Consider the following 20,808-nt stretch of genomic DNA (forward strand, 5'->3'; position numbering starts at 1 on the left):
CGTGAATTTGCGCGTGTATTGACGCGAATCGTGCTTTCGGCGCATTAACTGAACAAGCGTTCAATAATGCGATCCCGAATATCTGATCCGGAAGGAAGCCGCCATGTTCAACAACTCTATGAATTTCGACCTGGGCGAAGACGTCAACGCCATCCGCGAGATGGTGCACCGCTTTGCACAAGATCGCATCAAGCCCATCGCAGCTGAGGTGGATCAGAAGAACGCGTTCCCGAATGAACTGTGGAAAGAGTTCGGCGATCTTGGCCTTCTGGGTGTGACCACGCCCGAGGAATACGGCGGGTCGGACATGTCTTATCTGGCGCATGTTGTCGCGGTGGAAGAGATCGCCCGTGCCTCGGCCTCGGTCTCGCTATCTTATGGCGCACACTCGAACCTCTGCGTGAACCAGATCCGTCGCAACGCCACGGACGAGCAGAAAGCGAAATACCTGCCGAAGCTGTGCTCGGGCGAGCATATCGGCGCTCTGGCCATGTCGGAAGCGGGCGCTGGTTCGGATGTTGTGGGCATGAAGCTGCGTGCCGAGAAGCGCAACGGATATTACGTTCTGAACGGCACCAAGTTCTGGATCACCAACGGCCCGGACGCGGACACGCTTGTCGTCTATGCCAAGACCGATCCGGAAGCTGGCCCCAAAGGCATCACCACCTTCATCATTGAAAAGGGCATGAAGGGTTTCTCGACCTCGGAACATTTCGACAAGCTGGGCATGCGCGGTTCGAACACCGCCGAGCTGATTTTTGAAGACGTGGAAGTGCCGTTCGAAAACGTGCTGGGCGAGGAAGGTAAGGGCGTGAAGGTCCTTATGTCGGGTCTGGATTACGAACGTGTGGTTCTGTCGGGCATCGGCACCGGCATCATGGCCGCCTGTTTGGACGAGATCATGCCCTATATGAAAGAGCGCAAGCAGTTCGGTCGCCCGATTGGGGACTTCCAGCTGATGCAGGCCAAGATTGCGGACATGTACACCGCGATGAACTCGGCCCGGGCTTATGTTTACGAAGTCGCCAAAGCCTGTGACCGCGGCGAGGTGACCCGTCAGGACGCCGCCGCCTGTGTGCTCTACGCCTCGGAAGAAGCGATGAAACAAGCCCACCAAGCTGTTCAAGCGATGGGTGGTGCGGGCTTTATGAACGAAACCCCGGTCAGCCGCCTGTTCCGTGACGCCAAGCTGATGGAGATCGGTGCGGGCACCTCGGAAATCCGCCGCATGCTGATCGGTCGCGAGCTGATGGGCGCCCAGTGATGAAGGCTCTGGTTGGCGCAGTGATCCTGTTCGGTGCTGTGGCGCAACCCGCCACGGCGCAGGACATGGTCTATTCCTTTGCGCCGACCACCGATTGCCTTGCTGAAAAAGGTCCCGAAGGCGAAGCGCACCAGTGTTTTGGCACCGCTGCCAATGCCTGCATGGAAAACACCCAAGGGGGCTGGAGCACTGTTGGAATGTCTCGTTGCCTTGGGCTGGAGCTGGAAGACTGGGATCGCCGGCTGAACCGCGCCTACGGCCTTTTGATGACGAAGCTGAAAGCCGAAGATGAAGAGATGGCGGCGCTGGGTTCCTCTGCGCCAAAGCAAGCCCCTGCGCTGCGCGAGATGCAAAGGGCATGGATCACGTTCCGCGACACCGCTTGCGACTACGAACGCTCGAAATGGGGTGGGGGCACGGGCGGCGGTCCGGCTGCCACGTCTTGCCACATGTTTATGACTGCCCGCCAAGCCTGGTCACTGGAAGCTGACCTGAACGGATATGGCGCGCAAATCTGCAACCACGAAGGATGCTGAGATGAAACTTCAATCCCAAGCCACGCCCGGGTCCGAGGCGTATAAAGCAAACCGCGAGGGGCACCTTGAAGCCCTGAAAGTGGTGGCAGATGCTGCCGAAGCCGCTGTTGGCGGCGGAGGGCAGAAATCCCGCGATCGTCACCTAAGCCGTGGCAAGATGCTACCGCGTGACCGCGTGTCGAACCTGCTCGATCCGGGGTCTCCGTTCCTCGAGGTTGGGGCGACCGCCGCCCATAACATGTATGACAATGCGGCCCCTGCGGCTGGCGTTGTGGCCGGCATCGGTCAAGTCCACGGTCAGGAATGTATGATCGTTTGTAACGATGCCACAGTGAAGGGCGGCACTTACTATCCGATGACCGTGAAGAAGCACCTGCGCGCGCAAGAGATCGCGGAAGAGTGCAATCTGCCCTGCATCTATCTGGTGGACTCGGGTGGTGCGAACCTACCGCAGCAGGACGAGGTGTTCCCGGATCGCGACCACTTTGGCCGCATCTTCTATAACCAAGCCCGCATGTCCGCGAAGGGTATCCCGCAGATCGCGGTAGTGATGGGGTCCTGTACCGCAGGTGGCGCATATGTGCCGGCCATGTCGGATGTGACCATCATCGTGAAGGAGCAAGGCACCATCTTCCTTGCCGGTCCGCCCTTGGTGAAGGCCGCAACCGGCGAGGTTGTGTCCGCCGAAGACCTCGGCGGTGGCGACGTGCACACCCGTCTGTCTGGCGTGGCAGACTATCTGGCCGAAGATGATGCGCACGCATTGGCGCTGGCCCGTCGCGCAGTCGAAAGCCTGAACCGCACCAAACCCGCCACCGTGAAATGGCAGGAACCGGAAGAGCCCGCTTATGACCCAGAAGAACTGCTGGGCGTAGTCCCCGCGGATCTGAAGACGCCCTACGATATCCGCGAAGTGATCATGCGCATCGTCGACGGCTCGCGCTTTGACGAATTCAAGCCGCGCTTTGGCGAAACGCTGGTCACCGGCTTTGCCCACCTGAAAGGCTGCCCCATCGGGATCGTCGCCAACAATGGCGTGATTTTCTCGGAAGCTGCCCAAAAGGGTGCGCATTTCGTTGAACTGTGCAGCCAGCGGAATATCCCACTGGTCTTCCTGCAGAACATCACCGGCTTCATGGTGGGCCGCAAGTATGAGAACGAAGGCATTGCTCGCCACGGCGCTAAGATGGTGACCGCAGTGGCCACCACCAACGTCCCGAAAGTGACGATGGTTGTTGGCGGCTCGTATGGCGCTGGTAACTACGGCATGGCCGGGCGCGCCTATCAGCCGCGCTTTATGTGGACATGGCCGAACTCGCGGATTTCCGTGATGGGCGGCGAACAGGCGGCGGGCGTGCTGGCCACCGTGAAACGCGACGCGATTGAACGTCAAGGCGGCGAATGGTCGGCGGATGAAGAAGCCGCCTTCAAGCAGCCCACAATCGACATGTTCGAGGAGCAAAGCCACCCGCTCTATGCCTCGGCGCGCCTGTGGGATGACGGCATCATCGACCCGCGCAAATCGCGTGAGGTTCTGTACCTGTCGCTTCTGGCCGCCCTGAACGCTCCGATCGAAGACACCAAGTTCGGCGTCTTCCGGATGTAAACTATGGACACCAACCTCGTCATATACTGCGGCGTGACGCTTCTGATCCTCTACACGCTGGCCGAGCAGATTGCGCCGGGGCCACGTGTCAGCGTGATCGATGGATGTCGTCTGGGCTATGTCTATGATGGGGATACGGTCGAGCTGATGTGCCCGGACCGCAAGCGAACGGCGCGGTTGGTCGGTTTTGATACACCGGAAACCAAAAATCCCGGCTGCGCCGCTGAAAAGGCGCTGGGCGACCGGGCGACGGCGCGCCTGCGTCAGATCGTGGGTGGGGCCAGCATCAGTTTTCAGCATAAAGGTCACGACAAATATGGTCGCGAATTGGTCCGCATGTTCGCCAATGGACGCGATGTAGGGCAGGTGCTGATCGGTGAAGGTCTGGCCGTGCGCTATTACGGCGGAAGCCGGATCAATTGGTGCAAGCGTCTGAACAGATAGAAGAATTTTCGCCCCGTTGCGGGGCGAGCCACATAAGCGGGGCCTTGCCCCACCCGAAGGAGGAACAGAGATGTTCACAAAGATCCTGATTGCAAACCGCGGCGAGATTGCCTGCCGCGTCATCGACACCGCCCGCAAGCTGGGCGTGGCCACTGTGGCTGTGTATTCGGACGCAGACGCGAACGCGCGCCATGTAAGAATGGCCGACGAAGCCGTCCACATTGGCCCGCCGCAACCCGCGCAGTCCTACCTGCTGGGTGACCGGATTATTCAGGTGGCGCTGGACACTGGCGCGCAGGGCATTCACCCCGGATATGGCTTTCTGTCGGAAAACCCCGACTTCGTGGATGCGGTCGAAAAGGCTGGCCTGACCTTTATCGGTCCGTCGGCGGATGCGATCCGCAAGATGGGTCTGAAAGATGCCGCCAAGAAGCTGATGGTGGACGCAGGTGTGCCTGTCGTGCCGGGCTATCACGGCGAAAACCAGGACCCCGATTTCCTTGCCGCGGAGGCCGAGAAGATGGGCTATCCGGTTCTGATCAAGGCCGTCGCAGGTGGCGGCGGTAAGGGGATGCGTCGCGTGGACAACCCCGCGGATTTCGCCGACGCGCTGAAATCTGCGCAGGGTGAAGCCCAGACCGCTTTTGGGAATGCCGATGTACTGGTTGAAAAATACATCCTCTCGCCGCGCCATATCGAGGTGCAGGTCTTCGGCGACGGCACCCATGCTGTGCATCTGTTCGAACGCGATTGCTCGCTGCAGCGTCGTCACCAGAAGGTGATCGAGGAAGCTCCGGCCCCCGGCATGACCGAAGAGGTCCGCGAGGCAATGGGCATGGCCGGCGTCCGCGCCGCCGAGGCAATTGGCTATAAGGGTGCAGGCACGGTTGAATTCATCGTGGATGGCGCCAATGGGCTGCGCAACGACGGGTTCTGGTTCATGGAAATGAACACCCGCTTGCAGGTGGAGCACCCCGTTACCGAAGCGATCACCGGCGTTGATCTGGTCGAATGGCAGCTGCGTGTTGCCAGCGGCGAAGGCCTGCCCAAACAGCAGGACGAGCTGACCATCAGCGGCCATTCGTTCGAGGCCCGTCTTTATGCAGAAGACGTGCCGAAGGGCTTCCTGCCTGCGACCGGCACGCTGTCCCATCTGAAATTCCCCGAAGGTGCGCGTGCTGATACGGGCGTGCGGGCAGGGGACACGATCAGCCCCTTCTATGACCCGATGATCGCCAAACTGACCGTGCACGCAGGGTCGCGGGCGGCTGCCCTTCGGATGCTTTCGTCAGCTCTGTCGCATACGGAAGTGGCTGGATCTGTCACCAACCTGGCTTTCCTTGGCGCCCTGACGCGTCACGAAGGCTTTGCGGCAGGGGACGTGGACACCGGCCTGATCGAACGTGACCTTGAGGCGCTGACTGCCGAACCCGGCCCTGGCCTTAGCGACATTGGTGCAGCCGCTCTCTGCGCGCTGGACCTTCTGAAACGCGAGGGCACCGGCTTTACCCTGTGGGGTGGTCAGAACCATTTCGTGACCCTGACCCATGCTGAAGAGCAATTCGACGTGGTCGTAACCTCGTACGGCGCTGATCGTCATATGATCACCGTGGGTGAAGACCAGATCGAAGCCCTGTGCCTGAACGGCCAGTGGAAAATGGGCGGTGATCGTGGTCCGCGCGTGGCCAAGGCAGGCAACGTGGTAACGGTCTTCGCCCAATCGGGTCTGGAATTCCACGTGGCCGATCCCCTGGATCAGATGGCTGACAGCGGTGCGGGTGCGGGCGTGATCGAAGCGCCGATGCCGGGTCTTGTGAAAGCCGTCTTCGCCAAAGCAGGCCAAGAGGTGAAGGAAGGCGACCGCCTTGCCATCCTTGAAGCTATGAAGATGGAACACTCGCTGGAAGCCGCGCGCGATGGTGTGGTGGCCGAGGTGCTGTGCGCCGACGGTGATCAGGTGGAAGCCGGTGCGCCGCTGATCCGTCTGGAAGACGAAGAGGAAGAGGCATGAGTTTTCGTCTGCACCATGTGCAATACGGGCGCTCGGTCCGTGTGCTGTGGCTGATCGAAGAGATCGGGTTGGAAGACAAGCTGGGCGAGAAGCTCGAGGTGGTCGAATACAAGATCGGCTCGAAAGAGATGTTCGAAAGCGATCTGCGCAAGGTCTCGCCTGCCACCCGCATTCCGGCGCTCGAAATCGGTGACATCACCATGTCGGAAAGCGGTGCCATTGTTGAGTACCTGACCGAGACCTATGCGCCCGAACTGGGCGTCGCACCCGGTCAGCCAGAACGCACGGATTTCCTGCAGTGGATTCACTACACCGAAACCATGGCTAGCCTGATCGAGCAGCTGAACATGCAGATGGTGTTCCTGCGACCGCCCGCGAAAGCCAGTCCGATTGTTTTGAAGATCAACGTCGCACGGCTGCGTCACACGCTAGCAGGGCTTGAGAAGCATCTGGAAGGCCGCGACTGGCTGCTGGATCGCGGGTTCTCGGCCGCTGACATCATGATGGGGTTCAACATCTTCGCCGCGCCTTACTATGTGAAGTTGGACGAGTTCCCGAATGTCACCGCCTATAAGGCGCGGATCGAGGCCCTGCCGTCCTATCAACGTGTCGTCGCCCGCGAGGGCGAGCAGAGATTTTACGCGCAGGATTTCTATCCCGTGCCCGAGGAGTAACCCTATGGAATACGTTGAGATTTTCGAAGTTGGCCCGCGTGATGGGTTGCAAAACGAAAAGCGCCAGATCCCGACCGCAGAGAAAATCGAGCTGGTCGATCTGTTGTCAGGTGCCGGTTTTAAACGGATTGAAATCGCCAGTTTTGTCAGCCCCAAATGGGTGCCGCAAATGGCCGACAGCGCCGACGTTCTGGCAGGCATAACCCGCGCGCCGGGCGTGTCCTATGCGGCGCTGACCCCGAACATGCGCGGCTTTGAAGGCGCCTTGGCGGCCAAAGCTGATGAGATCGCGATTTTTGGCTCGGCCTCGGAAGGGTTCTCGAAGGCTAATATCAACTGCACGATTGCAGAAAGCCTTGAGCGTTTTCAACCCGTGGCCGAGGCTGCCAAGGCAGCGGGTCTTCCAATGCGTGGCTATATCTCTTGCGTGACGGATTGCCCCTATGACGGGCCGACCGATCCCGCGCAGGTGGCGTGGGTCGCGAAAGAACTTCTGGCGATGGGCTGCTACGAAATCTCGCTGGGCGACACGATTGGGCAGGCCACGCCTGAGAGCATCTCGGCCATGCTGGACGCCGTGTTGGGCGAAGGCGAGGCGGCGAAATTCGCGGGCCACTATCACGACACCAGCGGTCGGGCCTGCGACAATGTCGAGGCCTCGCTGGCCAAGGGCATTCGCGTGTTTGACGCAGCCGTCGGCGGGTTGGGCGGCTGCCCCTATGCGCCGGGCGCGCAGGGCAATGTGGCGACCGAAGCCGTACATGACCGCGTGACCGCGCTGGGCTACACCACCGGGTTGGACCGGGACATTCTTGAAAAAGCTGCCCAAATGGCGCGACAGATGCGCGTGGACAGCTGAGCCCACGAATTTTTGCAAAAGATCGGGTCCCCCGAAAGGAAACGCTATGTACGAAACCATTTCTATTTCCACCGACGAACGCGGTGTGGCCACGCTGCTTCTGGATCGTGCTGACAAGCACAACGCCATGTCGGCCCAGATGATTGAAGAGCTGACAGATGCGGCCTACAAGTTGGGCGCTGATGACGCGGTGCGCGTTGTGATCCTGACCGGCGACGGCAAAAGCTTCTGCGCGGGCGGTGATCTGCGTTGGATGCAAGACCAGATGGCGGCCGATCCCGTGACCCGTGGGGTCGAAGCCAAGAAGCTGGCTATGATGTTGAATGCATTGAATGAAATGCCCAAACCCCTGATCGCAAAAGTGCAGGGGCAAGCGTTTGGTGGCGGGGTCGGCATGGCCTCGGTCTCGGATGTGTCGATCGGCGTGCAGGGGGCAAAGTTTGGCCTGACCGAGACCCGTCTGGGTCTGATCCCGGCCACCATCGGCCCGTACGTGTTGGCCCGTCTGGGCGAAGCGATGGCCCGTCGTGTCTTCATGTCGGCGCGTATTTTCGATGCGGACGAGGCGGTAACACTGGGCCTGTTGGCCAAGGCCGTGGCGCCCGAGGATCTGGACGCAGCTGTTGAGGCCGAGGTGAAACCCTACCTGTCTGTGGCCCCCGGCGCTGTGGCCGAAGCCAAAGCCTTGGCCCGCCGCCTTGGCCCGCCCATCACGGAAGAGATCATCGACGAAACCATCGCCGGTCTGGTCGCCCGTTGGGAAAGCGCTGAAGCGCAGGAAGGCATCGCGGCTTTTTTTGCAAAAGAAAAGCCAAGCTGGGCATGATCCGTTAGGCTTTGCCCATGCTCTGGGCTGGCTGGATATACGTTGCACTGATCATGGTGCTTGTGGGGTTCCAGGCCTGCATGGCGTTGGGGGCACCTTGGGGGCATCTGGCGAACGGCGGTCGCTGGCGCGGTCGCTTGCCCCCAGCCATGCGGGTAGCGGCCATCGGGCAGGGGGCAATTCTTGTCTTCATGGGAACAGCGATGGCGGCGCGGGCCGGCATTGCACCAGACTGGCCCAATTGGACTTTTTGGGCCGCATTTTCCGTCACAATCGCAACCACAGTTGCCAATCTGGCCACCCCGTCACGCGCCGAGCGTTTGCTATGGGGCCAGTGACCGTCGCACTGACGGTCTGCGCCCTGCGTCTTGCGTTTTGTTAGCCGCGCTCACGCGTCCAAGTGAGTCTCTTTTCCCGCCCATTACAGATGCGGAAATGCTGCAGATGCTCGGGTAGGCGAAAAGACGATGAGGAAAATTGATTAACACGTGATGGATATTTCGGGTGATCTTGCATCGAGGGTAGCGCTCACGCCCCTTACTTTCAAAGCGATTGCGACCACTTTTCGACGTTACGCGCCCTCGAATTCAAATGATTGAATGCGATGGCCTGTCGGTTGACCCTGCACCGGTGCGGCGGTAAACCGCACATAGCTAGTGAAAGGCGGGAAATCCGCTTTAAAAGGAGCCACACGTGGAAGATCTTCTCCGGGAATACCTCCCCATCATCATTTTCCTCGGACTCGCCATTGTTATCGGACTTGTTCTGATCCTCGCCGCCGTCGTGCTGGCAGTCCGCAATCCCGACCCCGAAAAACTTAGTGCTTACGAATGCGGTTTCAACGCTTTCGATGACGCTCGGATGAAATTTGACAGCCGGTTTTATCTGGTCGCGATCCTGTTCATCATTTTCGATCTCGAAATCGCTTTCTTGTTCCCTTGGGCCGTGGCCTTCAAGGATGTCGGGTTGGTCGGTTTCTGGTCGATGATGGTGTTCCTGGCCGTTCTGACGATCGGCTTTGCATATGAATGGAAGAAAGGTGCGCTGGAATGGGAGTGATGACCGGAGCCAACACGGCAGGCGGTGACCGCGAACACGCGACCCGTCTTCTGAATGATCAGCTGGCCGACAAGGGCTTTCTGCTGACCACCACGGATGACATTATCAACTGGGCCCGTACCGGGTCGTTGCACTGGATGACCTTTGGTTTGGCCTGCTGCGCGGTTGAAATGATGCACTCGGCGATGGCCCACTATGACCTTGAGCGTTTCGGGACTGCTCCGCGCGCCTCTCCGCGTCAGTCGGACCTGATGATCGTGGCTGGCACGCTGACCAACAAGATGGCCCCGGCGCTGCGCAAGGTTTACGACCAGATGCCCGACCCGCGCTATGTGATCTCGATGGGATCCTGCGCGAATGGCGGTGGTTATTATCACTATTCCTACTCGGTGGTGCGCGGCTGTGACCGCATCGTACCCGTGGACGTTTATGTTCCCGGCTGTCCCCCGACCGCAGAAGCGCTGCTTTACGGCATTCTGCAGCTGCAACGCAAAATCCGCCGCACCGGCACGATTGTGAGGTAAGCGATGAGCGAAGCCCTGAACGAACTTGGCGCAACCATTGAGGCAAAGCGCCCTGACTGTGTCCTGAGCTGGGAAGTCGCCTATGGCGACCTGACCGTGAATGTGCCGCTGTCGGGCATTCCGGCCTTCATCGAGTTTCTGAAGACGGACAACGCCTGCAAGTTTTCGACCCTGGTGGACATCACCGCCGTCGACCATCCCGAGCGTGAAGCCCGTTTCGACGTGGTATTCCACTTCCTGTCCATGTACACGAACCAGCGCATCCGCGTGAAAGTGGCCGTGCGCGAGGACGAGATGGTGCCCTCGATCACCGAGGTCCACAAATCGGCCAACTGGTTCGAGCGTGAAGTCTTCGACATGTTCGGCATCCTGTTCACAGGCCACCCGGATTTGCGCCGCATCCTGACGGATTATGGCTTCCGTGGCTTCCCGCTGCGCAAGGATTTCCCGACCACCGGCTATACCGAAGTGCGCTATGACGAGGTCGAGAAGCGCGTGGTGTATGAACCCGTGACCCTGACGCAGGATTACCGCCAGTTCGACTTCATGTCCCCGTGGGAAGGTGCCACCTACATCTTGCCCGGCGACGAGAAAACGGAAGAGGCCAAAGGCTGAACCTGATGAGTGGGCAAACCTTCATATTCTGCGTTGGGGCGACGAAGGCTGGCACAAGCTGGCTGTACGACTACCTCAATTCGCACCGGGAGTGTCAGCTTCCGGCCGTGAAGGAGCTTCACTATTTCGACGCGCTCGAGCATGGCAGCGGCGCATGGCACCGCAAGCAGTTGGAAGAGCGTCTGGACGGCGTGCGTGCCCGACTGGCGGCAGAGGACACTCCGAAGCCGCATCAGAAGCGTTTGCTGAAGGATGGCGAAGACTGGCTGAACACGTTTGACGGGGAAACCCGCGACGACGCCGCCTATCTGAGCTTTGTCCAGAAAGCCGCCGGCGATGCCAAGCTGATCGGGGACTTCACCCCGGCCTATGGCATGCTGAAGGAAGCCACCTTCCGTGCGATGGCCGGGCTGACCGACACCGTGCGCTTTGTCTATCTGATGCGTGACCCGGTGGAACGCATCTGGTCGAACATCCGCATGGTCGCCGGGCAGGGCGGTCGCGCTGCTTTGGACGCCAAGATCAAGGGCGTTCTGGACGGGACGGCCACGAACATCCTTGAGCGGTCGAACTATCGCCGCACTCTGAACCGTCTGAACGCGGCGCTCCCGCGCGAGATGTTTCACATTGAGTTTTACGAACGGCTGTTCACGCCTGACGCTATCGCGCGGCTCTGTGCGTTTCTGGGGATCACCCATGAACCGGCACAGTTTGACCGCGTGGTGCATCGCAGCGTGTCTGCCGACCTGCCAGCAGCCCAACGGGCCCAGCTGCAAGCAGCACTTAAACCGCAATACAATTTCGTCGAGAAGTTCATGGGTGAGCTTCCGTCGGAATGGACCCAGAAGATGGTGAGCGTATGATGGACGGATCCAAAAGCTTCGAAGACGCCCAAACCGGCGAACAGAAGATCCGAAACTTTAACATCAACTTCGGGCCTCAGCACCCGGCGGCACACGGCGTGCTGCGCATGGTGCTTGAGCTGGATGGCGAGATCGTCGAGCGGGCCGACCCGCATATCGGCCTTCTGCACCGTGGCACCGAAAAGCTGATGGAAAGCCGCACGTATCTGCAGAACCTGCCGTATTTCGATCGTCTGGACTACGTGGCTCCGATGAACCAGGAACACGCTTGGTGTCTGGCGATCGAGAAACTGGCCGGCGTAGAAGTCCCGCGCCGTGGTCAGCTGATCCGCGTGCTGTATTCGGAAATCGGCCGCATTCTGAACCACCTGCTGAACGTGACCACGCAGGCAATGGACGTTGGTGCCTTGACGCCTCCGCTGTGGGGCTTTGTCGAGCGTGAGGCCCTGATGGGCTTTTATGAACGCGCTTGCGGTGCCCGTCTGCACGCAGCCTATTTCCGTCCCGGCGGTGTGCATCAGGACCTGCCGCCCGAGCTGATCGACGATATCGAAACTTGGGCGCATCATTTCCCGACGCGCATCAAGGATCTGGACGAGCTTCTGACCGAAAACCGCATCTTCAAACAGCGTAACGCTGATATCGGTGTGGTGGACGAACAGGACATTCTGGATTGGGGCTTCTCGGGTGTGATGGTCCGTGGCTCCGGTCTGGCTTGGGATTTGCGCCGTGCGCAGCCCTATGAATGCTATGACGAGTTCGAATTCCAGATCCCCGTCGGCAAAAACGGCGACTGTTACGACCGCTACCTTGTCCGTATGGAAGAGATGCGCCAGTCGCTGTCGATCATCCTGCAATGTGTTGAAAAACTGCGTGCCCCCGAAGGGCAGGGCGATGTTATGGCCCGTGGCAAGCTTTCCCCGCCCAAGCGCAGCGACATGAAGCAGTCGATGGAAAGCCTGATCCACCACTTCAAGCTTTACACCGAAGGCTTCAAACTGCCCGAGGGTGAAGTCTATGCCGCCGTTGAAGCCCCGAAAGGTGAGTTCGGCGTTTATCTGGTGTCGGACGGATCAAATAAACCCTACCGCTCGAAGATCCGCGCGCCCGGGTTCCTGCATCTTCAGGCCATGGATTATGTGGCCGGTGGCCACCAACTGGCCGACGTTGCCGCCATCATCGGCACCATGGATATCGTGTTTGGGGAGATCGACCGCTAATGCTCCGCCGTTTGCATCATGAACAGCCCGAAAGCTTTGCTTTCACGCCCGCCAACCTTGCTTGGGCGGAAGGGCAGATCACGAAATATCCCGAGGGGCGTCAGGCCTCGGCGGTGATCCCGCTTTTGTGGCGGGCACAGGAACAGGAAGGCTGGCTGACCAAGCCCGCGATTGAAGCTGTCGCCGACATGCTGGGCATGGCGTACATTCGCGTGCTGGAAGTGGCCTCGTTCTATTTCATGTTCCAGCTGCAGCCGGTTGGCTCGGTCGCGCATATCCAGATTTGCGGCACCACGGGTTGCATGATCTGTGGCGCGGAAGACCTGATTGCCGTCTGCCGCGAGAAGATCGCGGACAAGCCGCATGTTGTGTCCGGCGATGGCAAGCTGAGCTGGGAAGAGGTCGAGTGCCTTGGATCCTGCACCAACGCGCCGATGGCCCAGATCGGAAAAGACTATTACGAAGACCTGACGGCTGAGAGCTTCGCCAAGATCGTGGACGAGCTGCGTGCTGGCAATGTGCCCACGCCCGGCCCGCAAAACGGTCGTTATGCGGCCGAGCCTCTGTCGGGTCTGACCTCGCTGACCGAGTACGACAGCGGCAAGACGCAGTATAACGCGTCGGTCCAGCTGGCCACCGACATCGGGGACACCGTGAAGCGTATCGACGGCACCGAAGTGCCGCTGCTGACACCGTGGATTGGCAAAGACGGGATCGTGGCAGGCCGCAACGCCGCTGCGCCGACCCCGAAAGCGCCCGCGACCGGCAAGACGGCGGCCCAGCAGGCCAAACCGGCTGCTAAGAAAGCCGAGCCGAAGAAAGCCGAGAAGGCCGAAGCGGCTCCCGCTGCGACCGGCACCGCGATGAAGCCGCGTACCCTGAAAGCCCCCCGCAAGTCGGGCGCGGATGATCTGAAGCAGCTGAAGGGCGTTGGTCCCAAGCTGGAGCAGACCCTGAACGAGCTTGGCTTCTGGCATTTTGACCAGATCGCCAAATGGGGCGCGGATGAAATCGCTTGGGTTGACGACAACCTGAAATTTAAAGGCCGGATCGAACGGGACGGCTGGATTGAGCAAGCCAAAACCCTTGCCGAGGGCGGAGAGACCGAATTCTCGTCCAAGGTCAAAAAGGGCAAGGTTTACTAAGGAATGAGAATGGCTACTGACCCGCAAAGCAACACCGGACAGCAGGGGCGTTTGGCGGCAATCGTCATCGCTGCGACCGGTCTGTTGTGGGTCGGAGGCACGTTTGCTGGCAACTCCCTCGACTGGTCCAACCGGACCATGGCCCTGATGGACATGCTGGCGCTGGCCGGGTTCGTTTTCGGACTGGTTGTAACGTATCGGATCTGGCGCCAGCGCCGGACGGATGAAGGATAGAAGCGAATGCTGCAGGATAAAGACCGGATCTTTACCAACCTCTATGGCATGCACGAGCGTACCCTTGCGGGCGCCAAAGCGCGTGGTCACTGGGACGGCACAGCCGGGATCATCAAAAACGGTCGCGACTGGATCATCGATCAGATGAAAGCCTCGGGCCTGCGGGGCCGTGGCGGGGCGGGCTTCCCGACCGGTCTGAAATGGTCTTTCATGCCGAAGGAAAGCGATGGGCGTCCGGCCTATCTGGTGATCAACGCGGACGAATCCGAACCCGGTACCTGTAAAGACCGCGAGATCATGCGCCATGATCCGCACACGCTGATCGAAGGTGCGCTGATTGCGTCTTTCGCGATGGGTGCCAACACTGCCTATATCTATATCCGTGGCGAGTTCATCCGCGAGCGTGAAGCACTGCAAGCGGCGATTGACGAAGCCTATGACGCGGGCCTGCTGGGCAAAAACGCCGCGAAATCCGGCTGGGATTTCGACCTGTTTCTGCATCACGGGGCGGGCGCCTATATCTGTGGCGAAGAAACCGCACTGATCGAAAGCCTTGAGGGCAAAAAGGGTATGCCCCGCATGAAGCCGCCTTTCCCGGCGGGCGCGGGTCTGTATGGCTGCCCGACCACGGTGAACAACGTGGAGTCGATCGCGGTTGTGCCCACCATCCTGCGCCGTGGCCCTGAGTGGTTTGCGGGCTTTGGCCGCGCCAACAACGCGGGCACGAAGCTGTTTGGCATTTCGGGTCACGTGAACAACCCCTGTGTGGTTGAAGAAGCCATGTCGATCAGTTTTGAAGAGCTGATTGAAAAGCATTGTGGCGGTATTCGCGGCGGCTGGGACAACCTGAAAGCGGTTATTCCGGGTGGCTCCTCGGTGCCTTGTGTGCGCGCCGAGAACATGCGCGACGCAATCATGGATTTCGACTATCTGCGCGGCGAACTGGGCTCGGGTCTTGGCACCGCGGCTGTGATCGTGATGGACCAGTCCACCGACATTATCAAAGCCATCTGGCGTCTGTCGAAATTCTATAAGCACGAAAGCTGCGGCCAATGTACGCCGTGCCGCGAAGGCACCGGCTGGATGATGCGCGTGATGGATCGTCTGGTGAAGGGCGAGGCCGACGTAGAAGAAATCGACATGTTGTGGGACGTGACCAAGCAGGTCGAAGGTCACACGATCTGTGCGCTGGGTGACGCGGCCGCGTGGCCGATCCAGGGCCTGATCCGCAACTTCCGTGACGAAATTGAAGACCGCATTCGTGTGAACAAACAGGGCAAAGTCAGTATCGCTGCTGAGTAAGCAGACGATTGACCGGGTAGAGGCGAGATAATGATCAAGCACCACAACATACTGAAAACAGGCGGTTTCTCGCCCGTTTCAGCGCGTTGTTATTGCATGACAGCGCCCTGCGTCACCATCTCCTTTGTAAACAAAGGAGAATTGTCATGATGAGTATTCGCAAAGTTTTGATGGCCGTTGGGCTGAGCGTAACTGCCGGGGTCGGGATGGCATCTGCCACCGATTATGACCCGCTGCGCAAGGATGCGCGGATGCATAACGAGCTGCTGGGCGCTTCTGTTGCCTATCTGATCGACGAAAACTGTGACGCGCTGACCCTGCGCAAGCTGCGCCTTCTGAACAAAGCGTTTTCGCTGCGTAAGCATGCCATGACGTTGGGCTTTTCGCACAGCGAGGTCATGGCCTACGTAGACAGCGACACCGAACAGGACCGTTTCCGCGCCATCGCCGAGCCTCTGCTGGCGTCGAAAGGTGCGGTCGCGGGTCAGGAAGAAACCTATTGCGCGGTAGGCCGCGCCGAAATTGAAAAACGCTCTTTCGTAGGCTCGTTACTGTACGAGCGCTGAGGGCATGAATGTGTGGGTACGGTGAAAACGCCGGCCCATGGAACGAAAAAGGGACCGTGATGAGCGACCTGAAAAAGATCGTCATTGACGACATGGAAGTCGAAGTGGACGGCGCGATGACGCTGATCCAGGCATGTGAAGTGGCCGGGATCGAGGTTCCGCGTTTCTGCTATCACGAACGTCTGTCGATTGCGGGCAACTGCCGCATGTGTCTGGTCGAGGTCGTGGGCGGTCCGCCCAAGCCGGCAGCATCTTGTGCCATGCAGGTGCGTGATCTGCGCCCCGGCCCGGAAGGGCAGCCGCCGGTGGTGAAAACCAACTCGCCGATGGTTAAGAAGGCCCGCGAAGGCGTGATGGAATTCATGCTGATCAACCACCCGCTGGATTGCCCGATCTGCGACCAAGGTGGCGAATGCGACCTGCAAGATCAGGCGATGGCCTATGGCATGTCAGGCACGCGCTTCAACGAGATGAAGCGCTCGGTCGATGATCTGGATCTGGGGCCGCTGGTGTCGACCGCGATGACCCGCTGTATTTCCTGCACCCGCTGCGTGCGCTTCACGACCGAGGTCGCTGGCATTTCGCAGATGGGCCAGACGGGTCGCGGCGAAGACGCCGAGATTACCAGCTATCTAAACCAGACGCTGGATTCGAACTTGCAAGGCAACATCATCGACCTCTGCCCGGTCGGTGCCCTGACCTCGAAACCTTACGCGTTCACCGCCCGTCCGTGGGAACTGACCAAGACCGAGACCATCGACGTGATGGATGCGCTTGGCTCGAACATCCGCGTGGACACCAAGGGCCGCGAAGTCATGCGTGTGCTGCCGCGCAACCATGACGGCGTGAACGAGGAATGGATTTCCGACAAGACACGCTTCATCTGGGACGGTCTGCGCCGTCAGCGTCTGGACGTGCCTTACATCCGCGAAAACGGCAAATTGCGCAAAGCCACCTGGGGGGAGGCTCTGTCGAAAGCTGCCGAGGCACTGAACGGTGCGACCAAAGTTGCCGGCCTGATCGGTGATCTGGCGTCTGCCGAGGCGGCGTTCAGCCTGAAGACCATCGTTGAAGGTCTAGGTGGCAACGTAGAATGCCGCACCGACAACGCGCGTCTGCCTATTGGCAACCGCTCGGGTTACGTCGGTACCGCGTCGATTGAAGACATCGACAACGCCAAGTTCATCCAGCTGATCGGCACCAACCCACGCGTTGAAGCGCCGGTTCTGAACGCCCGCATCCGCAAGGCGTGGCTGAAGGGTGCTGAAGTTGGTCTGGTCGGTGAAGCCGTTGATCTGACCTACGATTACGCGCATGTGGGCAATGACCGCGCCGCGCTGGAAAGCATCGTTGGCAAGGACTATTGCACCGTGAAAGACGCGCCGTCGGTGGTGATCGTCGGGCAGGGTGCCCTGCGTGAAGCCGATGGTCTGGCCGTTCTGTCGAACGCCATGAAGCTGGCTGAAGACACTGGCTCCAAGCTGATGATCCTGCACACAGCGGCTGGCCGCGTGGGCGCGATGGATCTGGGCGCTGTGACCGAGGGCGGCATGGAAGCCGCCACGACGGGCGCAGACGTCATCTTCAACATGGGCGCGGACGAGATCGAGATCGCAGACGGCCCCTTCGTGATCTATCAGGGCAGCCACGGTGACCGTGGTGCCATGCGCGCTGACGTGATCCTTCCGGGAGCCGCCTATACCGAGGAAAGCGGTCTGTTCGTGAACACCGAGGGCCGCCCGCAGGTTGCCCTGCGCGCCAACTTCGCACCGGGCGAGGCCAAGGAAAACTGGGCCATCCTGCGTGCGTTGTCGGCTGAACTGGGCGCGACCCTGCCTTGGGATACGCAAGCGGGCCTACGCCGCGCAATGGTCGAAGCAGCTCCGGTTTTGGGCGGTGTTGATCAGGTGGCTGACAATGAATGGCAGGCTTTGCCGGTAGAGAAGATGGGCAACGCATCCTTCCGCTATGTAATTGGCGATTTCTATCTGACCAACCCGATTGCTCGGGCGTCGGAAGTGATGGCTGAACTGTCCGCACAAGCGCGCGCCCGCACCGGCGCGTCGCTGGCTGCTGAATGAATATGGAATACCTACGGTCTGAGGGCATGAAGAGATATGTATGAATTCTTCACCACAACAAACTTAGGCATCGCGCTTTTGATCATTGGTCAGTGTCTGCTGATCGTGGTTCCGCTTCTGGTGGCGCTGGCCTTTCTGCTCTATTTCGACCGCAAGGTCTGGGCAGCCGTTCAGCTGCGCAAAGGTCCCAACGTGGTTGGTGCTTTCGGCGTGCTGCAATCCTTTGCGGACTTCCTGAAATACGTCTTGAAGGAAATCGTGGTGCCTGCGGGTGCGGACCGGTTTGTCTTCATGCTGGCCCCGATGCTGAGCTTCGTCTTGGCAATGGTCGCCTGGGCGGTGATCCCGTTCAACGACGGCTGGGTTCTGGCAGATGTGAACGTGGCGATCCTGTTCGTCTTCGCGGTCTCCTCGCTCGAGGTCTACGGCGTGATCATGGGCGGCTGGGCGTCGAACTCGAAATACCCGTTCCTTGGCTCGCTGCGCTCGGCTGCGCAGATGATTTCCTACGAAGTATCGATCGGCCTGATCATCATCGGTGTGATCATCTCGACCGGGTCAATGAACTTCGGTGACATCGTGCGCGCACAAGACGGCGCGGGCCTTCTGAGCTGGTACTGGTTGCCGCACTTCCCGATGGTCTTCCTGTTCCTGATCTCGGCACTGGCAGAAACCAACCGCCCGCCGTTTGACCTTCCCGAAGCGGAATCGGAACTGGTGGCTGGTTATCAGGTTGAATACTCGTCAACCCCGTTCCTGCTGTTCATGATCGGTGAATATGTGGCCATCGTTCTGATGTGTACGCTGATCTCGATCCTGTTCTTCGGTGGCTGGCTGTCGCCGGTCGAGGCCCTGCCGGATGGCATCCTGTGGCTGTTTGCGAAGATCTTCTTCTTCTTCTTCATCTTCTCGATGGTGAAGGCCATCACGCCGCGTTACCGCTATGACCAACTGATGCGCATTGGCTGGAAAGTCTTCCTGCCCTTGTCGTTGGGCTGGGTCGTGCTGGTCGCATTCTTCGCCCAATATGGGGCATTCTGGGGCGCTTATGCCCGCTGGACTGTGGGGGGCTGATCAATGGCTTTTGATTACGCACGCGCAACGAAGTACTTCCTGCTGACGGACTTCATCAAAGGGTTCCAGCTGGGCCTGAAGTACTTCTTCTCGAAGAAGGCGACGATCAACTACCCGTTTGAAAAGGGCCCGCTGTCGCCGCGCTTCCGTGGGGAACACGCCCTGCGTCGCTATCCCAACGGGGAAGAGCGCTGCATCGCCTGTAAACTGTGCGAGGCAATCTGCCCCGCGCAAGCGATCACCATCGACGCGGAGCCCCGCGACGACGGCTCGCGCCGCACCACGCGCTATGACATCGACATGACCAAATGCATCTATTGCGGCTTCTGTCAGGAAGCCTGCCCGGTGGATGCCATTGTCGAAGGTCCGAATTTCGAGTTCGCGACGGAAACCCGTGAAGAGCTGTTCTATGACAAGGCAAAACTGCTTGAGAACGGCGAACGCTGGGAAGCCGAGATCGCGCGCAACATCGAACTTGATGCGCCTTACCGCTGAGGAATGATCCAATGAACGACTTTTCCAAGAAATACGCTGAAATGCTGGAGCAGGGCACCTTGATGCTCCGCGCCTTCAACCCCGCGCTCGAGAAGTTCGTTCCCGAGGGCTTGGACAAACTGATGCCCACCATGCCGAAAGACATGATGGACATGATGTTTGGCAATGCCTTCAACAAGGATGGTCTGGACACGAAGACCCGCATGCTGGTGGCCCTTGCCGGGCTGGTGGCTGCAGGCGCGCAGGCCGGACCGCAGCTGAAAGTGACCGTGCGCCACGCGTTGGAAGCGGGTGCCACCGAAAAAGAGATCGCGGAAGTGATCTATCAAATGTCCATGTTGGGCGGCCTGCCGGCGATGAACCGGGCGCTTGAAGAAGCAAATGCCGTCTTTGCCGAAAACGAGGAGGGGAACGCATGAGCGTTGCCGATTTCGCCTTTTACCTCTTTGCCCTGACCACCGTGGTCGGCGGGTTCTTTACCGTGATGGCAAGAAACCCCGTCCATTCGGTCCTGTGGCTGATCACCGCCTTCATCGGCGCAACGGGTCTGTTCGTCCTTTTGGGCGCCGAGTTCGTGGCGATGCTCTTGATGATCGTCTATGTGGGCGCGGTCGCGGTGCTGTTTCTGTTCGTCGTCATGATGCTGGACGTGGATTTCGAAGCTCTGAAGGCCGAGATGTCGAAATCTCTGCCGCTGGCACTGCTGATCGGGGTCATCCTGCTGATGGAACTGGGCACCATCTTCGGCGTGTGGCAGTTTGCTGATGGGGCCGAGGCTGCACGTGCTGCAGTCACCCCCGCGCTGGACGTGGCCCATAACACCGAGGCTCTGGGCCAGATCCTTTACACCCAATACATCCTGCTCTTCCAACTGGCGGGTCTAATCCTGCTGGTCGCCATGATCGGCGCCATCGTCCTGACCCTGCGCCACCGCACGAATGTGAAGCGCCAGAACGTCATGGCCCAGATGCACCGCGACCCAGCCAAAGCGATGGAGATCATCGACGTGAAACCGGGGCAGGGGCTTTGAGGGGCAGAGATGAACAAGAATAAAACGATGTGGGTGCCGAAATGTGCGCCCGGAATGGAAGGGACAAAATGGTAGGTCTTGAACATTATCTCGCAGTTGGTGCGGCGCTGTTCGTCATCGGCATTTTCGGGCTCTTCCTGAACCGTAAGAACGTCATCATCCTTCTGATGTCGATCGAATTGATGCTTCTTTCCGTGAACATCAACCTTGTCGCGTTCTCGTCCTATCTGGGCGATCTGACGGGGCAGGTTTTCACGCTCTTTGTTTTGACTGTGGCGGCTGCTGAAGCTGCCATCGGTCTGGCGATCCTTGTCAGCTTCTTCCGCAACCGCGGCACAATCGCTGTCGAAGATGTCAACGTGATGAAAGGCTAACCAAGA

24 protein-coding genes are annotated in these 20,808 nt (G+C 59.6%); all 24 read left to right on the forward strand.

Annotated elements, in window-relative coordinates; translation table 11 throughout:
• The first annotated feature begins 103 nt into the window (after positions 1–103).
• The 24 genes from MWU53_RS02905 (at position 104) to nuoK (ending at position 20,802) form a co-directional block, all read left to right on the forward strand.
• The gene (locus MWU53_RS02905; RefSeq protein WP_247090273.1) at positions 104–1,264 is read left to right on the forward strand and encodes an isovaleryl-CoA dehydrogenase; all 1,161 of its coding nucleotides are present in this window, start codon (positions 104–106) and stop codon (positions 1,262–1,264) included.
• Positions 1,264–1,800: a lysozyme inhibitor LprI family protein gene (locus MWU53_RS02910; protein ID WP_247090275.1), complete on the forward strand. Its 537-nt coding sequence runs from the start codon at positions 1,264–1,266 to the stop codon at positions 1,798–1,800. Before MWU53_RS02905 ends, MWU53_RS02910 begins: the two co-directional genes overlap by 1 nt.
• A gap of 1 nt (position 1,801) precedes the next feature.
• Complete coding sequence (locus tag MWU53_RS02915) at positions 1,802–3,406, forward strand: carboxyl transferase domain-containing protein (protein ID WP_247090284.1); 1,605 nt, start codon at positions 1,802–1,804, stop codon at positions 3,404–3,406.
• 3 nt (positions 3,407–3,409) lie between these two features.
• Positions 3,410–3,850 (forward strand): thermonuclease family protein, encoded by a 441-nt coding sequence (locus MWU53_RS02920; protein ID WP_247090286.1) that lies wholly within the window; start codon positions 3,410–3,412, stop codon positions 3,848–3,850.
• Positions 3,851–3,920: 70 nt separating this feature from the next.
• On the forward strand, positions 3,921–5,861 hold the full coding sequence (locus MWU53_RS02925; protein WP_247090288.1) for an acetyl/propionyl/methylcrotonyl-CoA carboxylase subunit alpha: 1,941 nt from the start codon (positions 3,921–3,923) through the stop codon (positions 5,859–5,861).
• Complete coding sequence (locus tag MWU53_RS02930) at positions 5,858–6,535, forward strand: glutathione S-transferase family protein (RefSeq protein ID WP_247090290.1); 678 nt, start codon at positions 5,858–5,860, stop codon at positions 6,533–6,535. The genes MWU53_RS02925 and MWU53_RS02930 overlap by 4 nt, the downstream gene beginning before the upstream one ends.
• A gap of 4 nt (positions 6,536–6,539) precedes the next feature.
• Positions 6,540–7,394: a hydroxymethylglutaryl-CoA lyase gene (locus tag MWU53_RS02935; RefSeq protein ID WP_247090292.1), complete on the forward strand. Its 855-nt coding sequence runs from the start codon at positions 6,540–6,542 to the stop codon at positions 7,392–7,394.
• Between the two features lie 46 nt (positions 7,395–7,440).
• A complete protein-coding gene (locus tag MWU53_RS02940) occupies positions 7,441–8,220 on the forward strand; it encodes a crotonase/enoyl-CoA hydratase family protein (RefSeq protein WP_247090294.1) in 780 nt (259 codons plus the stop codon).
• A 17-nt stretch (positions 8,221–8,237) separates the two neighbouring features.
• Positions 8,238–8,558, forward strand: coding sequence for a hypothetical protein (locus MWU53_RS02945; protein ID WP_247090296.1), 321 nt, complete (start codon positions 8,238–8,240; stop codon positions 8,556–8,558).
• A 355-nt stretch (positions 8,559–8,913) separates the two neighbouring features.
• Positions 8,914–9,279: an NADH-quinone oxidoreductase subunit A gene (locus tag MWU53_RS02950; protein WP_133489503.1), complete on the forward strand. Its 366-nt coding sequence runs from the start codon at positions 8,914–8,916 to the stop codon at positions 9,277–9,279.
• Positions 9,270–9,803, forward strand: a complete 534-nt coding sequence (locus MWU53_RS02955; RefSeq protein ID WP_108855999.1) for an NADH-quinone oxidoreductase subunit B — start codon at positions 9,270–9,272, stop codon at positions 9,801–9,803. Before MWU53_RS02950 ends, MWU53_RS02955 begins: the two co-directional genes overlap by 10 nt.
• A 3-nt stretch (positions 9,804–9,806) precedes the next feature.
• Positions 9,807–10,418: an NADH-quinone oxidoreductase subunit C gene (locus tag MWU53_RS02960; RefSeq protein WP_247090298.1), complete on the forward strand. Its 612-nt coding sequence runs from the start codon at positions 9,807–9,809 to the stop codon at positions 10,416–10,418.
• A 5-nt stretch (positions 10,419–10,423) separates the two neighbouring features.
• On the forward strand, positions 10,424–11,281 hold the full coding sequence (locus MWU53_RS02965; protein ID WP_247090301.1) for a sulfotransferase: 858 nt from the start codon (positions 10,424–10,426) through the stop codon (positions 11,279–11,281).
• Complete coding sequence (locus MWU53_RS02970; RefSeq protein ID WP_247090533.1) at positions 11,281–12,501, forward strand: NADH-quinone oxidoreductase subunit D; 1,221 nt, start codon at positions 11,281–11,283, stop codon at positions 12,499–12,501. Before MWU53_RS02965 ends, MWU53_RS02970 begins: the two co-directional genes overlap by 1 nt.
• The gene (locus tag MWU53_RS02975) at positions 12,501–13,646 is read left to right on the forward strand and encodes an NADH-quinone oxidoreductase subunit E (protein ID WP_247090302.1); all 1,146 of its coding nucleotides are present in this window, start codon (positions 12,501–12,503) and stop codon (positions 13,644–13,646) included. The genes MWU53_RS02970 and MWU53_RS02975 overlap by 1 nt, the downstream gene beginning before the upstream one ends.
• Before the next feature lie 9 nt (positions 13,647–13,655).
• The gene (locus MWU53_RS02980; protein ID WP_247090304.1) at positions 13,656–13,880 is read left to right on the forward strand and encodes a DUF5337 domain-containing protein; all 225 of its coding nucleotides are present in this window, start codon (positions 13,656–13,658) and stop codon (positions 13,878–13,880) included.
• A gap of 6 nt (positions 13,881–13,886) precedes the next feature.
• Positions 13,887–15,182: an NADH-quinone oxidoreductase subunit NuoF gene (gene nuoF, locus MWU53_RS02985; RefSeq protein WP_247090306.1), complete on the forward strand. Its 1,296-nt coding sequence runs from the start codon at positions 13,887–13,889 to the stop codon at positions 15,180–15,182.
• Positions 15,183–15,328: 146 nt separating this feature from the next.
• Complete coding sequence (locus MWU53_RS02990) at positions 15,329–15,748, forward strand: DUF5333 domain-containing protein (protein ID WP_247090308.1); 420 nt, start codon at positions 15,329–15,331, stop codon at positions 15,746–15,748.
• Between the two features lie 59 nt (positions 15,749–15,807).
• Positions 15,808–17,829, forward strand: a complete 2,022-nt coding sequence (nuoG, locus tag MWU53_RS02995; protein WP_247090311.1) for an NADH-quinone oxidoreductase subunit NuoG — start codon at positions 15,808–15,810, stop codon at positions 17,827–17,829.
• Between the two features lie 36 nt (positions 17,830–17,865).
• On the forward strand, positions 17,866–18,903 hold the full coding sequence (gene nuoH / locus MWU53_RS03000; RefSeq protein ID WP_247090313.1) for an NADH-quinone oxidoreductase subunit NuoH: 1,038 nt from the start codon (positions 17,866–17,868) through the stop codon (positions 18,901–18,903).
• A gap of 3 nt (positions 18,904–18,906) precedes the next feature.
• Positions 18,907–19,398, forward strand: a complete 492-nt coding sequence (gene nuoI / locus MWU53_RS03005; protein WP_247090314.1) for an NADH-quinone oxidoreductase subunit NuoI — start codon at positions 18,907–18,909, stop codon at positions 19,396–19,398.
• 11 nt (positions 19,399–19,409) lie between these two features.
• A complete protein-coding gene (locus tag MWU53_RS03010; protein WP_247090316.1) occupies positions 19,410–19,817 on the forward strand; it encodes a carboxymuconolactone decarboxylase family protein in 408 nt (135 codons plus the stop codon).
• A complete protein-coding gene (locus MWU53_RS03015) occupies positions 19,814–20,428 on the forward strand; it encodes an NADH-quinone oxidoreductase subunit J (protein ID WP_247090318.1) in 615 nt (204 codons plus the stop codon). Before MWU53_RS03010 ends, MWU53_RS03015 begins: the two co-directional genes overlap by 4 nt.
• A gap of 68 nt (positions 20,429–20,496) precedes the next feature.
• A complete protein-coding gene (gene nuoK / locus MWU53_RS03020) occupies positions 20,497–20,802 on the forward strand; it encodes an NADH-quinone oxidoreductase subunit NuoK (RefSeq protein WP_108856011.1) in 306 nt (101 codons plus the stop codon).
• The last annotated feature ends 6 nt before the right edge of the window (positions 20,803–20,808 follow it).

Source organism: Aliiroseovarius sp. S1123, assembly GCF_023015885.1.
Taxonomy (GTDB): Bacteria; Pseudomonadota; Alphaproteobacteria; order Rhodobacterales; family Rhodobacteraceae; genus Aliiroseovarius.

Excerpts from the sequence above, each read along its gene's own strand:
- MWU53_RS02905 (WP_247090273.1), top strand. The coding sequence starts at position 104 with ATGTTCAACAACTCTATGAATTTCGACCTGGGCGAAGACGTCAACGCC.
- MWU53_RS02910 (WP_247090275.1), top strand. The coding sequence starts at position 1,264 with ATGAAGGCTCTGGTTGGCGCAGTGATCCTGTTCGGTGCTGTGGCGCAA.
- MWU53_RS02915 (WP_247090284.1), top strand. The coding sequence starts at position 1,802 with ATGAAACTTCAATCCCAAGCCACGCCCGGGTCCGAGGCGTATAAAGCA.
- MWU53_RS02920 (WP_247090286.1), top strand. The coding sequence starts at position 3,410 with ATGGACACCAACCTCGTCATATACTGCGGCGTGACGCTTCTGATCCTC.
- MWU53_RS02925 (WP_247090288.1), top strand. The coding sequence starts at position 3,921 with ATGTTCACAAAGATCCTGATTGCAAACCGCGGCGAGATTGCCTGCCGC.
- MWU53_RS02930 (WP_247090290.1), top strand. The coding sequence starts at position 5,858 with ATGAGTTTTCGTCTGCACCATGTGCAATACGGGCGCTCGGTCCGTGTG.
- MWU53_RS02935 (WP_247090292.1), top strand. The coding sequence starts at position 6,540 with ATGGAATACGTTGAGATTTTCGAAGTTGGCCCGCGTGATGGGTTGCAA.
- MWU53_RS02940 (WP_247090294.1), top strand. The coding sequence starts at position 7,441 with ATGTACGAAACCATTTCTATTTCCACCGACGAACGCGGTGTGGCCACG.
- MWU53_RS02945 (WP_247090296.1), top strand. The coding sequence starts at position 8,238 with ATGCTCTGGGCTGGCTGGATATACGTTGCACTGATCATGGTGCTTGTG.
- MWU53_RS02955 (WP_108855999.1), top strand. The coding sequence starts at position 9,270 with ATGGGAGTGATGACCGGAGCCAACACGGCAGGCGGTGACCGCGAACAC.
- MWU53_RS02960 (WP_247090298.1), top strand. The coding sequence starts at position 9,807 with ATGAGCGAAGCCCTGAACGAACTTGGCGCAACCATTGAGGCAAAGCGC.
- MWU53_RS02965 (WP_247090301.1), top strand. The coding sequence starts at position 10,424 with ATGAGTGGGCAAACCTTCATATTCTGCGTTGGGGCGACGAAGGCTGGC.
- MWU53_RS02970 (WP_247090533.1), top strand. The coding sequence starts at position 11,281 with ATGGACGGATCCAAAAGCTTCGAAGACGCCCAAACCGGCGAACAGAAG.
- MWU53_RS02975 (WP_247090302.1), top strand. The coding sequence starts at position 12,501 with ATGCTCCGCCGTTTGCATCATGAACAGCCCGAAAGCTTTGCTTTCACG.
- MWU53_RS02980 (WP_247090304.1), top strand. The coding sequence starts at position 13,656 with ATGGCTACTGACCCGCAAAGCAACACCGGACAGCAGGGGCGTTTGGCG.
- nuoF (WP_247090306.1), top strand. The coding sequence starts at position 13,887 with ATGCTGCAGGATAAAGACCGGATCTTTACCAACCTCTATGGCATGCAC.
- MWU53_RS02990 (WP_247090308.1), top strand. The coding sequence starts at position 15,329 with ATGATGAGTATTCGCAAAGTTTTGATGGCCGTTGGGCTGAGCGTAACT.
- nuoG (WP_247090311.1), top strand. The coding sequence starts at position 15,808 with ATGAGCGACCTGAAAAAGATCGTCATTGACGACATGGAAGTCGAAGTG.
- nuoH (WP_247090313.1), top strand. The coding sequence starts at position 17,866 with ATGTATGAATTCTTCACCACAACAAACTTAGGCATCGCGCTTTTGATC.
- nuoI (WP_247090314.1), top strand. The coding sequence starts at position 18,907 with ATGGCTTTTGATTACGCACGCGCAACGAAGTACTTCCTGCTGACGGAC.
- MWU53_RS03010 (WP_247090316.1), top strand. The coding sequence starts at position 19,410 with ATGAACGACTTTTCCAAGAAATACGCTGAAATGCTGGAGCAGGGCACC.
- MWU53_RS03015 (WP_247090318.1), top strand. The coding sequence starts at position 19,814 with ATGAGCGTTGCCGATTTCGCCTTTTACCTCTTTGCCCTGACCACCGTG.
- nuoK (WP_108856011.1), top strand. The coding sequence starts at position 20,497 with ATGGTAGGTCTTGAACATTATCTCGCAGTTGGTGCGGCGCTGTTCGTC.